This is a genomic window from Uliginosibacterium sp. H1 (assembly GCF_036017065.1).
Taxonomy (GTDB): Bacteria; Pseudomonadota; Gammaproteobacteria; order Burkholderiales; family Rhodocyclaceae; genus Uliginosibacterium.
This window is the reverse complement of record NZ_JAYXHR010000002.1, coordinates 185,902-198,675: the sequence shown is the minus strand read 5'-3', so window position 1 is coordinate 198,675 and position 12,774 is coordinate 185,902. Positions and strand designations below refer to the sequence as shown.

Below are 12,774 nucleotides of genomic sequence, written 5' to 3'. Positions count from 1 at the left end.
CTCAGCCCTGGTTCGGGTCGGGCTGGTAGTAGTAGGCCTTCTGCGGCACGTTGGAGTCGAGGTCGTCGCGACGGGTCTGCAGGTCTTGCGGCTTGTCCCACCACAGTGCGCGGCCTTCGCGTTGCTGCTCGCGTTCTTCCGGGTGCTTGTCCAGGAAGTCGCGCATGAACTTGGTGAAATCGGATTCGTACAGGGCCATGAAAAACTCCGGCAAAGGTTCAACGTGATCGGTCGGCAGGCGCGGTCGGCCTGGCATCGCCGCGCAGGCGCGTGATGCGCACCACGTCGGGGATGCGGCGCACGCCGCGCATGATGCTGGCCAGGTGGATGCGGTCGCGCACCTGCAGCGTGAAATAGATGGTGGTGTGGGCCGCGCGCTCGTTGTCCATGCTGACGTTCTGGATGTTCGAGTCCTGGTCGGCGATGGCGGCGGCCACGCGGGCCAGCACGCCGCGGCGGTTGTCGGCCAGCACGCGCACGCTGACTTCGAACAGGCGGTCGCCACCGGTTTCCCATTCCACCTCGACCCAGCGGTCGCGCTCGGAGGAACGGTTGCGCGTCAGCGTCGGGCAGTCGTTGACGTGGATCTCCAGCCCTTGGCCCTTGCGCAGCATGCCGACGATGGGGTCGCCCGGGATGGGGCGGCAGCAGCGTGCCATCTGCACGGCCATGCCTTCGCCACCGTGGATGAGGATCGGGCTGGTGTTGCGGCTGCGGCCCGGTTCCTCGCCGCCAGCGGCGGCCAGTTCGTCCTGCAGGTCGCCGAGGCGGCGCGCCACCACGGCGGCGAGGCGCTTGCCGAGGCCGATGTCGGTCAGCGCGTCGGCGCGGGTCTTGATGCCATTGTCCTTGAGGAAACGCTCCCAGGCGGTGGCACCGATGTCCACCAGCGTCAGGCCGTGGGTGCGCAGGGCCTGCGACAACAGGCGTTCGCCCAGCGCGGTGGCTTCCTCGTGCTGGGCCGTCTTCAGGAAGTGGCGGATCTGCGCGCGCGCCTTGCCGGTACGCACGTAGGACAGCCAGGCAGGGTTCGGGTTGGCGTGCTGGGCGGTGACGATCTCCACCTGGTCGCCGTTCTTCAGTTCGGTGCGCAGCGGTTGCAGTTCGCCGTTGATGCGGCAGGCCACGCAGCGGTTGCCGATGTCGGTGTGGATCGCGTAGGCGAAGTCCACCGCGGTGGCGCCGCGCGGCAGGTTGTAGATCTGGCCCTTGGGCGAGAACACGAAGACGTCGCCGGGGAAGAGGTCGATCTTCACGTGCTCCAGGAACTCGCTGGAATCGCCGGAGGTGGTCTGCAGTTCGAGCAGCGATTGCAGCCAGTTGTGCGTCTTGCGCTGCAGGTCGGTCAGCGTGGCCGACTCGTCCTTGTACAGCCAGTGCGAGGCGACACCGCTCTGGGCGATGGCATGCATCTCGAAGGTGCGGATCTGCACTTCGACCGGCGTACCGAAAGGTCCGATGACGGTGGTATGGACGCTTTGATAGCCGTTGGCCTTCGGGATGGCGACGTAGTCCTTGAACTTGCCGGGCACCGGTTTGAACAGCTCGTGCAGGGCACCGAGAGCGAGGTAGCAGCTCGGCACGTCCTTCACCAGGATGCGGAAGCCGTAGATGTCCAGCACCTGCGAGAAGGACAGGTGTTTGTCGACCATCTTGCGGTAGACGCCGAACAGGTGTTTCTCGCGGCCGAAGACTTCGGCCTCCACGCCCCATTGCGGCAGGCGCTCCTGGATGCTGGTGAGCAGGCGCGTCACCAGCTCGCGGCGGTTGCCGCGCGCCGTGCGCAGGGCCTTGGCCAGCACCCGGTAGCGCAGCGGGTAGGTGTGCTTGAACGACAGTTCCTGCAGCTCGCGGTACAGCGTGTTCAGGCCCAGGCGGTTGGCGATCGGCGCGTAGATCTCCAGCGTTTCGCGGGCGATGCGGCGGCGCTTGTCGGGGCGCACGGCGTCCAGCGTGCGCATGTTGTGCAGGCGGTCGGCCAGCTTGATGAGGATGACGCGCACGTCGCGCGCCATCGCCAGGAACATCTTGCGGTAGTTCTCGGCCTGGGCTTCCTCGTAGGAGCGGAATTCCAGCCGGTCGAGCTTGGAGACGCCATCGACCAGGTCGGCCGCCACCTTGCCGAACTGGGTGGCGATGTCGTTCTTGGTGACGTCGGAGTCTTCCATGACGTCGTGCAGCAGGCCACCGATCAGCGCATGCACGTCGAGGTGCCACTGCGAGAGGATTTCGGTGACCGCCAGCGGATGCGAGACATAGGGCTCGCCGCTGATGCGGAACTGACCCTCGTGGGCACGCACCGACAGGTCGAAGGCGGCGCGCAGGCGTTCGATGTCGTCTTCGCGCAGGTAGCGCGAGGCGATGTCGGCGAGGCGGGAGAACTCGACTTCGTCGGCAGGGCCGGTCGAGGGATTGCGGTCGCGCTCCTCCTCGTCGGGCTGCAGGCCGCCGTCGAAGACAGTCAGGCGCGGCCGGGCGGGCACGTTGGGGGCGATACCGGGGGGGCTGGCGACAACAGGCGGGACGGCGGGGGTCGGTTCCATCGTCTCACCTGTTGCCGGGGGCTACATTACCTTGCGGACCAGTCAGGACTGGCTGCTGTTGTTGGTGCTGCGGGTCAGGATCTCGATGCCGACCTTGCCGGCAGCGATTTCGCGCAGCGCGGTGACCGTGGGCTTGTCGCGATCGACGTCGACCTGCGGGGTGCTGCCGTTGGCGATCTGGCGGGCACGGTAGGTGGCGGCCAGGGTCAGCTGGAAACGGTTGGGAATGCTTTGCAGGCAGTCTTCGACGGTGATACGGGCCATGGTCAATCCTTGTCCAAGAAATCAAAAGCTTGCGGGTTGCGCGCTCGGGCGGCCGTCAGTTGCAGACGGGCTGCGCGCACTGCTGCGCGCATGTCGTCGAGGGCAATATGCAAGTCCTTGTTAATTATAACGTAATCAAAGTCCTTCACACGGCGCATCTCGTCGCGTGCCGCAGCCAGCCGGCGGGCGATCACTTCCGCGCTGTCGGTGCCCCGTCCGCGCAGCCGCGCTTCCAGCTCCGCGAAGCTCGGCGGCAGGATGAAGATGCCGGTGGCCTCAGGGAATTTCTTGCGTACCTGCTCGGCGCCCTGCCAGTCGATTTCCAGCAGTACATCGTGTCCGGCAGCCAGTTCGCTCCGCAGCCAGGAGGCCGAGGTCGCGTAGTAGTTGCCGTGCACCTGCGCCCATTCGAGGAAGTCGCCGTGCTCGCGCATCGCAAGGAAGTGCTCTTCATCAACGAAGTGATAGGCCACTCCGTTGACCTCACCTGCACGCGGCTTGCGGGTCGTGTAGGAGACGGACAGGCGGATTTCGCGATCGGTTTCCAGCAGACCGCGCACCAGCGTGGTCTTGCCGGCACCGGACGGGGCGGAAACGATGAAGAGGACGCCGCTCATGGTTGGACTGGCTTGCTCGACTTGCTCAAGGCTTATTCAAGGTTCTGGACCTGCTCGCGCATCTGCTCGATCAGTACCTTGATATCGACCGAAATGCCGGTGAGTTCAGTCGACACCGACTTGGAGGCCAGGGTGTTGGCTTCGCGGTTGAGCTCCTGCATCAGGAAGTCCAGCCGCTTGCCGACCGCGCCGCCCTTGTTGATGACGCGTTCCACCTCATCCATGTGGGCGACCAGGCGGGTCAACTCCTCGGCGACATCCACGCGCTGGGCGAAGACGGTGACTTCCTGGCGGATGCGGTCCTCGTCCAGCGTGGCGACGGCTTCGCGCAGGCGCTGGGTCAGGCGTTCGCGGTATTCGCCGACGGCGGCGGGAATCAGCGGCGTGGCGCGCTCCACCAGTACGCGCATCTGGGCAACGCGGTCGCGCAGCATGGCGGCCAGCTTTTCGCCTTCGCGGGCGCGGGTGTCGCGCAATTCTTCCAGGGCCTGCTTTGCAAGTGCCTGCAGCTCGGCGTTCAGCGTGTCCTGGGCGGCCGCGTCCTCGGCCAGCATGCCGGGCCAGCGCAGCACTTCGCCGACGGACAGCGCGGCGGCCTGCGGGAAGCGGGCCTGCACGCGGGCCTGTGCGACCGACAGCTGGTCGAGCATGGCGGTGTTCAGCTTCAGCTCCGGAGCGCCGCTGGTGGCGGCCTGCAGGCTCAGCCGACACTCCAGTTTGCCGCGTGATACGCTGGCATTGATGTGCTCGCGCAGCAAAGGTTCGGCGAAACGAAGGTCTTCCACGATGCGGAAGGCCAGGTCCAGGTAGCGTGAATTGACGCTGCGCAGCTCCAGTTGCATGACGGCGCGGCCGATATCACGGGAGACGACGGCATAGCCGGTCATGCTGAAGATCATCGCGATTGCCTGTAAGAGAAAAAACGAAACCCGCGAACAGCGGGCAGGAATGGAAATCGGGCGGTGGCGGGGCGGCACTACGGACGGCGCGTTTGGCTGGATGGCCGGCAGCGTCGCGCGAACTAGGTCCCGAGCCGCGTCAAATCACGTCAATTCCGCCTTTACAACGCCGGGGCGCCGGTTTGAAAATGCCGGGCCGCGCTGGATGATAACCCCCTGACTCATGCCCTCTCAAGCCAACTCTGCCTTGCCGCCCAGCTTCCAGCTGGAGCAGTACCGCATCGAGCAGCAGTTGAGCCTCGGTGGTTTCTCGATTGTCTATCTCGCCACGGATGCCGAAGGCAACGCCGTGGCGATCAAGGAATACCTCCCCAACTCGCTGGCGCTGCGCAAGAACGGCGAGATCGAGCCGCAGGTCACCGAGGAGCACCAGGCGGCCTTCCGCTACGGCATGAAGTGCTTCTTCGAGGAAGGACGCTCGCTGGCCAAGCTGCTGCATCCCAATGTCGTGCGCGTGCTGAATTTCTTCCGCGCCAACGGCACGGTGTACATGGTCATGCAGTTCGAGCGCGGTCGCACGCTGCAGGACTTCATCCATCGCAACAAGGGCCACATCAAGGAGCGCTTCATCCGCGGCGTGTTCACCCGCCTCCTGAATGGCCTGCGCGAGGTGCATGCGCACAAGCTGCTGCACCTGGACATCAAGCCTTCGAACATCTACCTGCGTAACGACGGCACGCCGGTGCTGCTGGACTTCGGTGCCGCCCGCCAGACCCTGGCCAGCGACACACCGATGCTCAAGCCCATGTACACGCCGGGCTTCGCGCCGCCGGAGCAGTTCAACGACCGCGAACACCTGGGCCCGTGGAGCGACATCTACAGCACCGGTGCCTCGATGTATGCCTGCCTGGCCGGCAGCGCGCCGCAGCGCTCGGACGAGCGCATCAAGAAAGACCTGATGGAGCCGGCCACCAAGCGCTGGGCCGGCCAGTATTCCACTCATCTGCTGGAAACCATCGACTGGTGCCTGGAGCTTGACCCGCTCAACCGTCCGCAGAGTGTGTACGCCTTGCAGAAGGCACTATTGACCCGTTCCCGTCACGTGGCGCCGCCTCCGCCCAGCACCTTCCTGGGCAAGATGAGCGTCAAGCTGCGTGCTTTGATTGGCCGTTCATGAAATTCACCGTCTACCAGGAGAGCCGTCCCGGCGGCCGACCCAACAACCAGGACCGCGTGGCCTACAGCTATTCACGCGACTCACTGCTGATGGTCGTGGCCGACGGCATGGGTGGGCACCTGCATGGCGAGGTGGCAGCGCAGATCGCCACCCAGTACATCATCGAGGCCTTCCAGGCCAGTGCCATCCCGAAGATCCGCGACGAGCTGCTGTTCCTGTCGCGCTCGCTCGCCAACGCCCACAACGCCATTCTCGATTACTCCTTCGAGAAGGGCCTGCCGGAAGCGCCGCGCACCACCATCGTCGCCTGCCTGATCCAGGACAGCGTCGCGCACTGGGCGCATGCCGGCGATTCGCGCCTGTACCTCATCCGCCGCGGCCGTACCATCATGCAGACGCGCGACCACTCGCGCCTGCAGCTGATGATCGACCAGGGCCTGATCACCGAGGAAGAGGCGGCGGTGCACCCGGCGCGCAACCGCATCTTCAGTTGCCTGGGCGGCACGCATTCGCCGCAGATCGAGTTCTCATCCTCCACGCCCTTGTTCACCAACGACCTCATCGTCATGTGTTCGGACGGTGTGTGGGGCAACCTGGAGCCGGACGAACTGGTCGACCTGATGTGCGACGCCGACATCCTGGAGCGCTCGCCGCGGGTCATGGACCGCGCCGAGTCGCGTGGCGGCCTGACCTGCGACAACCTGTCCATGCTGTCGATGCGCTGGCATGACGACTATGCCGAGGACTCGCCGTCCACGGTGTCCACCGACACCATGCCGCTCGATGCCATCACCACCCAGATGGAAGGCTTTGCGCGCAGCCGCCTGCCGGAGGGCACGGGGCTGAGCGACAACGACATCGAGAGCGCGATTGCCGAGATCAACGCAGCAATAAAGAAGTTTTCCCGCTTCGACCCCAATAGATAGGGCGCAAGGCTACTGCGCGGATCAATCTCGCAACTGTGATGCTCGACGTACTCCCGTACGTCTGCGCTTCTCGTTGCGACCTTGAACCGCTCGCTACGCCTTTCGCCCTATCTATCCCTCTATGTTGGAGTTGTCTTTCGAGTCGGTTGTTGTCGATGACGTAGAGGCGCTGGTCGCCCTGCGCATCGCAGCCATGCGTGAAAGTCTCGAGCGGATCGGGCGCTTCGATCCGTTGCGGGCGCGGGCGCGGTTTCTTGCGACCTTCGACCCGGACTTCACGCGGCACATCGTGTGCGAGGGCGAGCGGGTGGGGTTCGTGGTGTGGCGTCCGCAGGACGGCGGCCTGTTCCTGAATCATCTCTACGTGCTGCCTGCGCATCAGGGGCGGGGTATCGGTGCCTGGGTGCTACGGCAGATGTTCGCGCAGGCCGATGCAGAAGGCCTGTCGGTGCGCGTGGGTGCCTTGCGTGGCAGCGATGCCAACCGCTTCTACCAGCGTCATGGTTTCGTGCAGACGCACGAAGAAGACTTCGACATCTACTACGCACGATTGCCCCGCTGAGGGCGGCTACAATCGCAGCCCGTCGCGAATCTTCAGGTATCCATCATGAGCAACCGTCCCTCCGGCCGCCGCGCCGACCAATTGCGCGAGGTGCGCATCATCCGTGGCTTCACGAAGCATGCCGAGGGCTCGGTGCTGGTGGAGTTCGGTGACACCCGCGTGCTGTGCACGGCCAGTGTCGAGGAATCCGTGCCGCCCTTCCTGCGCGGTAAGGGCGAGGGTTGGGTGACGGCGGAATACGGCATGCTGCCGCGCTCCACCCACACCCGCATGTCGCGCGAGGCGGCCAAGGGCAAGCAGACCGGCCGCACGCAGGAGATCCAGCGCCTCATCGGCCGCAGCCTGCGTGCCGTGGTGGATCTCAAGGCCCTGGGTGAGCGGCAGATCACCATCGACTGCGACGTGCTGCAGGCGGATGGCGGCACGCGCACGGCGTCGATCACCGGCGCCTGCGTGGCGCTGCACGACGCGCTGCAGAAGCTGATTGCCGAAGGCAAGCTGACGGCCTCTCCGCTGCGTGAGTGGGTGGCCGCGGTGTCGGTGGGCATCGCAAATGGCGCGCCTGTGCTGGACCTGGACTACGTGGAGGATTCGGCCTGCGATACCGACATGAACGTGGTGATGACCGGTAGCGGTGGCTTCGTCGAGGTGCAGGGTACGGCGGAGGGCGCGCCGTTCCAGCGGACCGAACTGGATGCCTTGCTGGCGCTGGCCGGCGCGGGCATCGCCGAGCTGGTGACGCTGCAGAAACAGGCCGTGGCCTGAGACCTCGCACCAGAAGGATGGAAAGTACAAAGGGCCCCGTGGGGCCCTTTGTACTTTCCGGCGTGGCCGCCGGGGGTTTGCGTTCAGTGTCCGTAGGTGGCGGTGAAGCTCGCCTTCTCCAGCGCATTGGCATTCAGCATGAAACCCACCAGCGCGGCCGTCGGATTGTCCGGTACCTGCAGCCTGGGGACCTTCAGGGCGAACACCGTGAAGACGTAGCGGTGGGGCTTGTCACCCTTGGGCGGGCAGGCACCGCCGAAGCCGGTCGTGCCGTAGTCGCTGCGCCCTTCGCGTGCGCCGGCGGGCAGCACGGCGCCCTGGCCGATTCCGGCCGGCAGGCTGGTGGCGCTGGCGGGGATGTCCCACACCAGCCAGTGCCACCAGCCGCTGCCGGTGGGCGCGTCGGGATCGTAGACCGTGACCGCGAAGCTCTTCGTCCCGGCCGGCGCATTCTTCCAGTGCAGTTGCGGGGAGCGGTTCTCGCCTTCGCAGCCGAAGCCCTTGTACACCTGCGTGACGGTGAGGCTGCCGCCATCCTTGATGTCGTTGCTGCCCAGTTCGAGCGCGGCAGCAGGAAGACAGGGCAGGCCGATGGCAAGGGCGTAAAGCAAGCGTGCGATGGGCGCTTTCGACGACAGCGATGGCGATCGTGATGCTCGTGATGCAATGGGCATGATGCGTTTCCTCGGTACAAAGCGGCGCGGGAGTCGGCGCAAGAAAATGGCGCGCGCAGAGTGAGATGCAGGGATGCGCACGCGGACGTGCAGCATAGGCCCCGGCCGGCAGGCTGTCAGCCCGTGCCGGGAAAGGGATCGCGCGCTGAGGCAGCGTTCAGGCGGCCAGGCAGCGTGCCTTGCCGGCGCGTTTGGCGACGTACATGGCGCCATCGGCACGCGTAATCGCCTGGTGCCAGGACTCGTGGGCCTGCACGCGGATGACACCGGCGCTGAAGCTGAGCGGAATGTCGCGCGCCTGCCAGTGCGGGGCGCGGGTGGCGAGCGCGGCTTGCAGTCGCTCGATGATCGTCACCGCTTCGGCAGGGCTGGCGCCCGGCAGCAGCACGATGAACTCCTCGCCGCCGAAACGGCCCATGGCGTCCTGCGGGCGCAGGTGGTCGCGTGCGAGCGTGGCGAAATGCTGGAGGGCATGGTCGCCGGCCAGGTGGCCGTGGTGATCGTTGAGTCGCTTGAAGTCGTCGAGGTCCAGCAGGGCGACGCACAGCATGCCGTCGTCGCGCGCCGCCCGCGCACTTTCGGCGTCGAAGGCATCCACCAGGCCCTTGCGATTCAGCAGGCCGGTCAGCTCGTCGCGGCGTACGCCGTGGGCGAGGTTGCCGAGCGCCTGGCGCAGCGCGCGGGCTTCCTCCTCCGCTGCGTGGGCGCGTTGTGCCAGCGTGGGCATGGCCTGCGGGTCGAGGCGGGCCACCAGGTCCTGCAGGGCCGGCAGGATGGCTGCCCCGACATCGCGCTGGTTGAGGGCAAGGCGGCGCAGGGCGTCGAGCAGCATCCCGGCCGAGCCCGCATCCAGCGCGCCCGGGTTGGCCATGTTCGGCGTGGCAGGCGGCCGCAGGCGCCGTGCCATGTCGGTGTGCAGGTGCGGGGCGAGGCGGACTTGCGGATTCATGGCGTCGGCCGTTGCGTCAGGCGGCTTGCGGCGAGGCTGCCGCGGCTTCCTGCATGACGCCGGCCAGCGTGGCGTAGGCAGTGGCCCAGGCGTCGCGGACAGGTTCCGTGAAGGCCGGGCCAAGGCCAAGTTCCAAGGTCTGCAGCAGCGCCTGGCCGACGGTGTCGTAGTGCGCATTGCGGACGCCGTAGCCGACATGCTTGGCGCCCAGCGCCTGGACGGTGGGCACCAGCTCCTGGAGGCGTTCGAGCGAGGCGACGACCACGCCCAGCACGCCCATCAGCTTGCGACCCTGCTCGCTCATGTCGCCCTTGAACAGCGGGCGCAGTGCCGGGTCCATCGTGAACAAGGTGTCGTAGAACAGGGTGGCGGCCTGTTCCCGGATCGGAACGACCTGTGCCCAGCTGGACTGTATGAGCGAGACCTGTTGCGGTGTCATGCCGTGCTTCCTTTCTGCATCCATCGGTGCCGGCCAGGGCGGGACATTCGTCCGTCCGCGGCGATGAGTCGCAGGGGCAGGGAGTGCGCAGCGACCTTGAACGCAGGGTAGGTCAGTTCGCGCCCGACGACGGGGTGCGCTGGCCGAAAGGGTGGCCTGAAACCGCGGGCCATTCGGGCAGGCAGGCCCTGCCTGGCAGCTTGCTAGCGCGTCAGCCGTTCAAAGCTGGCGGGGAGCAGACAGGTCTGCAGGCTGCGCTGGGTGAACAGGTGACGGCCATCGCATTTGAAGCCCAGCTCTTCCCAGTCCACGGCGGTGTTCAGCAGGTCCACCGCCTGGGCCAGGTTCATGCCCGCAATGCGCGGGAACAGCGCCAGGATGGCGCCGTCGTAGTCTGGACAGTCGTGCAGGAAGAAGGGTTGCGCGCGCCGCGTCTTGCTGTTCACGTAGATGCGCGGTGCGCTGCTCTGGTGATGCTGGCGGCCCCAGCGCCACCAGTTGTGCTCCTCGAATTCGCGGACCCGCCGCGCCAGCAGGCGCGACTTGTTGGCGAGCAGGTGCGGATGCTGCACGTCGAAGAACATGCGGCGCAGCTCGCCGGTCTCGGCGGTGCGCGAGCAGACGAACTCGCGGTTGCCTTCCGGGTGGGTGAAGACTTCGTCGGCGCCGGACACTGCGCCCACCTTCACGTCGAACAGCCGGGCCAGTGGCAGTGTGTAGTCGCCACGCAGGAACATGAGCTGGCCGCCCACTTCGGCGAAGAGCCGGCCGTCGTGCATGCGGCGGTCCATGCGGCCGCGCTCGAAACGGAAGATCGCGCAGTTGGGCACGTACTCGCCGAAGATGTTGCTGTCGCCGGTCTCGATGAAGTCGGTGATCGTGCCCTGCTCGAACAGCCAGCGATTGAGCTTGCGCGCCGCCGTCAGCTTGATGAAGTCGCGCGGCACGATGAACACCAGCTCCCCACCTGGCCGCAGGTGGCGCACGCACTTCTCGATGAAGAACAGGTACAGGTTGCTGCGCAGGTCGAACAGCTCCATCGGCAGCAGCGCACGCGTCGCCGGCAGGATGTCCTGGTGGCGCACGTAGGGCGGGTTGCCGACGATGCTGTCGAACCGTTCCTCAGCCGGGTAGGCAAAGAAGTCCATCACCCGCGCATCGGCGGGGGCGACGCTGGCGTCCAGCTCGATGGCGATGCAGCCGGGCAGGTGCCGCGCGAAGGCGCCGTCACCGCAACTCGGTTCCAGCACGCGTCCGGCATTGCGCCGCAGGGCCAGCATCTGCCGTACCACGGCGGGCGCGGTGAAAACCTGACCGAGGCGCTCTACGCGGCTGGCGTCCATCGTTGTCCCGGTATCTCAGCGACGGCGCGAGCCACCGCCCAGGATCGAGCCCAGCACGCCGCGCACGATCTCGCGGCCGATGGAGCTGCTGATGGTGCGGGTGAGGGTCTTGGCGGCGGTCTGCACGAGGCCGTCGTGCTGGCCGCCGCGCGGGCCGACCTTGCCGAAGAGGATCTCGCCAACGGCGCCACCGAGCAGGCCGCCGCCGTCACCTGCGGGGGCCGGCGCGGTGCCGGTCGGGTTGGCACCGGTGCTGCCTGCGGGGGCGGCGCCTGCACCGTTGGCGACTGCGGCCTTCAGCTTCTCGAAGGCGGACTCGCGGTCCAGCACTTCCTCGTAGGTGCCGTACACCGGGGAGTTGTTGATGGCGGCGTTGCGCTCGTCCGGCGTCATCGGGCCGATGCGCGAACCCGGGGCGATGACGAAGGCGCGCTCCACGATGCCGGGCGTGCCTTTCACGTCCAGGCAGGAGATCAGGGCTTCGCCGACGCCGAGTTCGGTGATTGCCGCTTCGGCGCTGAACTTGGGATTGGCGCGCAGGGTTTCGGCGGCAGTCTTCACCGCCTTCTGGTCGCGCGGGGTGAAGGCGCGCAGCGCGTGCTGCACGCGGTTGCCGAGCTGGCCGAGCACGGTTTCCGGCACGTCCAGCGGGTTCTGCGTCACGAAGTAGACGCCGACGCCCTTTGAGCGGATCAGGCGTACCACCTGTTCGATCTTTTCCAGCAGCGCGGGCGGCGCGTCGTTGAACAGCAGGTGGGCTTCGTCGAAGAAGAACACCAGCTTGGGGCGGTCCAGGTCGCCGGCTTCCGGCAGTTGCTCGAACAGTTCGGCCAGCAGCCACAGCAGGAAGGTGGCGTAGAGCTTGGGCGAGTTGTAGAGCTTGTCGGCGGTCAGGATGTTGATGACGCCACGGCCGTTGTCACCGGTCTGCATCAGGTCGTCGATGTTGAGCATCGGCTCGCCGAAAAACTTGTCGCCCCCTTGCTGTTCCAGCGTCAGCAGGCCGCGCTGGATGGCGCCGATGCTGGCGGCGGACACGTTGCCGTAGCTGGTGGTGAGCGTCTTGGCGTTGTCGCCGACGAACTGCACCATCGCGCGCAGGTCCTTGAGGTCCAGCAGCAGCAGGCCGTTGTCGTCGGCCACCTTGAAGACGATCTGCAACACGCCAGCCTGGGTGTCGTTGAGCGACAGCAGGCGGCCGATCAGCAGCGGGCCCATGTCGGACACGGTGGCGCGCACCGGGTGGCCGCTCTCGCCGAACACGTCCCAGAACACCACCGGGTTCTTCACCGGCTCCCAGTCGGTGATGCCGATGGCGGCCAGGCGTTCCTGCAGCTTGGGCTTCATTTCGCCGGCCGCGCCTGCGCCCGAGAGGTCACCCTTCACGTCGGCCATGAACACCGGCACGCCGATGCTGGAAAAGCCTTCGGCCAGCTTCTGCAGGGTGACGGTCTTGCCGGTGCCGGTGGCGCCGGTGATCAGGCCGTGGCGGTTGGCCATGGCGGGCAGCAGGGCGATGTCGAGGTCGCCGCTGCGGGCAATGAGGAGGGGTTGGGCCATGGGGTGCTCCGATGACAGGCGGGCAGGGCGCTGCCGCCCGGCAATGGTAGCGGAAA

Annotated in this window: 15 protein-coding genes; 5 read left to right on the top strand and 10 right to left on the bottom strand. The window is 66.6% G+C overall.

The window, feature by feature from the left end; translation table 11 throughout:
- Position 1: 1 nt before the first annotated feature.
- From VVD47_RS10430 to VVD47_RS10410, 5 genes are read right to left on the bottom strand one after another with little or no spacing between them, the layout of a single operon-like run.
- Entirely contained in the window at positions 2-199 is a 198-nt protein-coding gene (locus VVD47_RS10430) for a DUF3460 family protein (protein ID WP_327603398.1), read from the bottom strand.
- Between the two features lie 19 nt (positions 200-218).
- Positions 219-2,543 carry a RelA/SpoT family protein gene (locus tag VVD47_RS10425; RefSeq protein ID WP_327603397.1) on the bottom strand — a complete coding sequence of 775 codons (2,325 nt, stop codon included), beginning with the start codon at positions 2,541-2,543 and terminating at the stop codon, positions 219-221.
- A gap of 42 nt (positions 2,544-2,585) precedes the next feature.
- Positions 2,586-2,807 (bottom strand): DNA-directed RNA polymerase subunit omega, encoded by a 222-nt coding sequence (gene rpoZ, locus VVD47_RS10420; RefSeq protein ID WP_327603396.1) that lies wholly within the window; start codon positions 2,805-2,807, stop codon positions 2,586-2,588.
- Between the two features lie 2 nt (positions 2,808-2,809).
- Positions 2,810-3,424 (bottom strand): guanylate kinase, encoded by a 615-nt coding sequence (gmk, locus tag VVD47_RS10415; RefSeq protein ID WP_327603395.1) that lies wholly within the window; start codon positions 3,422-3,424, stop codon positions 2,810-2,812.
- Between the two features lie 32 nt (positions 3,425-3,456).
- Positions 3,457-4,323, bottom strand: coding sequence for a YicC/YloC family endoribonuclease (locus VVD47_RS10410; RefSeq protein WP_327603394.1), 867 nt, complete (start codon positions 4,321-4,323; stop codon positions 3,457-3,459).
- Here VVD47_RS10410 and VVD47_RS10405 point away from each other — a divergent pair.
- The 5 genes from VVD47_RS10405 to rph all read left to right on the top strand — a co-directional run bounded on the left by VVD47_RS10405 (position 4,310) and on the right by rph (position 7,753).
- Positions 4,310-4,543, top strand: coding sequence for a hypothetical protein (locus VVD47_RS10405; RefSeq protein WP_327603393.1), 234 nt, complete (start codon positions 4,310-4,312; stop codon positions 4,541-4,543). The genes VVD47_RS10410 and VVD47_RS10405 overlap by 14 nt on opposite strands.
- A gap of 3 nt (positions 4,544-4,546) precedes the next feature.
- The gene (locus VVD47_RS10400; RefSeq protein WP_327603392.1) at positions 4,547-5,500 is read left to right on the top strand and encodes a serine/threonine protein kinase; all 954 of its coding nucleotides are present in this window, start codon (positions 4,547-4,549) and stop codon (positions 5,498-5,500) included.
- Positions 5,497-6,426, top strand: a complete 930-nt coding sequence (locus tag VVD47_RS10395) for a PP2C family protein-serine/threonine phosphatase (protein WP_327603391.1) — start codon at positions 5,497-5,499, stop codon at positions 6,424-6,426. The genes VVD47_RS10400 and VVD47_RS10395 overlap by 4 nt, the downstream gene beginning before the upstream one ends.
- Positions 6,427-6,619: 193 nt before the next feature.
- Positions 6,620-6,988, top strand: coding sequence for a GNAT family N-acetyltransferase (locus tag VVD47_RS10390; protein WP_327603390.1), 369 nt, complete (start codon positions 6,620-6,622; stop codon positions 6,986-6,988).
- Between the two features lie 45 nt (positions 6,989-7,033).
- Entirely contained in the window at positions 7,034-7,753 is a 720-nt protein-coding gene (rph, locus tag VVD47_RS10385) for a ribonuclease PH (protein ID WP_327603389.1), read from the top strand.
- An 83-nt stretch (positions 7,754-7,836) separates the two neighbouring features.
- Here the strand turns inward: rph and VVD47_RS10380 are convergent, their stop codons facing one another.
- The 5 genes from VVD47_RS10380 to VVD47_RS10360 all read right to left on the bottom strand — a co-directional run bounded on the left by VVD47_RS10380 (position 7,837) and on the right by VVD47_RS10360 (position 12,718).
- Positions 7,837-8,364 (bottom strand): YbhB/YbcL family Raf kinase inhibitor-like protein, encoded by a 528-nt coding sequence (locus VVD47_RS10380; RefSeq protein ID WP_327603388.1) that lies wholly within the window; start codon positions 8,362-8,364, stop codon positions 7,837-7,839.
- A gap of 220 nt (positions 8,365-8,584) precedes the next feature.
- The gene (locus VVD47_RS10375) at positions 8,585-9,376 is read right to left on the bottom strand and encodes a GGDEF domain-containing protein (RefSeq protein ID WP_327603387.1); all 792 of its coding nucleotides are present in this window, start codon (positions 9,374-9,376) and stop codon (positions 8,585-8,587) included.
- 16 nt (positions 9,377-9,392) lie between these two features.
- On the bottom strand, positions 9,393-9,815 hold the full coding sequence (locus VVD47_RS10370) for a globin family protein (RefSeq protein ID WP_327603386.1): 423 nt from the start codon (positions 9,813-9,815) through the stop codon (positions 9,393-9,395).
- A gap of 203 nt (positions 9,816-10,018) precedes the next feature.
- Entirely contained in the window at positions 10,019-11,158 is a 1,140-nt protein-coding gene (locus VVD47_RS10365) for a class I SAM-dependent methyltransferase (protein ID WP_327603385.1), read from the bottom strand.
- 15 nt (positions 11,159-11,173) lie between these two features.
- The gene (locus VVD47_RS10360; RefSeq protein ID WP_327603384.1) at positions 11,174-12,718 is read right to left on the bottom strand and encodes a helicase HerA-like domain-containing protein; all 1,545 of its coding nucleotides are present in this window, start codon (positions 12,716-12,718) and stop codon (positions 11,174-11,176) included.
- Positions 12,719-12,774 lie beyond the last annotated feature (56 nt).

What these genes read in the sequence shown, in the direction of transcription:
- VVD47_RS10430 (WP_327603398.1), bottom strand. Translation starts at nt 199, where the DNA reads ATGGCCCTGTACGAATCCGATTTCACCAAGTTCATGCGCGACTTCCTG.
- VVD47_RS10425 (WP_327603397.1), bottom strand. Translation starts at nt 2,543, where the DNA reads ATGGAACCGACCCCCGCCGTCCCGCCTGTTGTCGCCAGCCCCCCCGGT.
- rpoZ (WP_327603396.1), bottom strand. Translation starts at nt 2,807, where the DNA reads ATGGCCCGTATCACCGTCGAAGACTGCCTGCAAAGCATTCCCAACCGT.
- gmk (WP_327603395.1), bottom strand. Translation starts at nt 3,424, where the DNA reads ATGAGCGGCGTCCTCTTCATCGTTTCCGCCCCGTCCGGTGCCGGCAAG.
- VVD47_RS10405 (WP_327603393.1), top strand. Translation starts at nt 4,310, where the DNA reads ATGCTGAAGATCATCGCGATTGCCTGTAAGAGAAAAAACGAAACCCGC.
- VVD47_RS10410 (WP_327603394.1), bottom strand. Translation starts at nt 4,323, where the DNA reads ATGATCTTCAGCATGACCGGCTATGCCGTCGTCTCCCGTGATATCGGC.
- VVD47_RS10400 (WP_327603392.1), top strand. Translation starts at nt 4,547, where the DNA reads ATGCCCTCTCAAGCCAACTCTGCCTTGCCGCCCAGCTTCCAGCTGGAG.
- VVD47_RS10395 (WP_327603391.1), top strand. Translation starts at nt 5,497, where the DNA reads ATGAAATTCACCGTCTACCAGGAGAGCCGTCCCGGCGGCCGACCCAAC.
- VVD47_RS10390 (WP_327603390.1), top strand. Translation starts at nt 6,620, where the DNA reads ATGCGTGAAAGTCTCGAGCGGATCGGGCGCTTCGATCCGTTGCGGGCG.
- rph (WP_327603389.1), top strand. Translation starts at nt 7,034, where the DNA reads ATGAGCAACCGTCCCTCCGGCCGCCGCGCCGACCAATTGCGCGAGGTG.
- VVD47_RS10375 (WP_327603387.1), bottom strand. Translation starts at nt 9,376, where the DNA reads ATGAATCCGCAAGTCCGCCTCGCCCCGCACCTGCACACCGACATGGCA.
- VVD47_RS10370 (WP_327603386.1), bottom strand. Translation starts at nt 9,815, where the DNA reads ATGACACCGCAACAGGTCTCGCTCATACAGTCCAGCTGGGCACAGGTC.
- VVD47_RS10365 (WP_327603385.1), bottom strand. Translation starts at nt 11,158, where the DNA reads ATGGACGCCAGCCGCGTAGAGCGCCTCGGTCAGGTTTTCACCGCGCCC.
- VVD47_RS10360 (WP_327603384.1), bottom strand. Translation starts at nt 12,718, where the DNA reads ATGGCCCAACCCCTCCTCATTGCCCGCAGCGGCGACCTCGACATCGCC.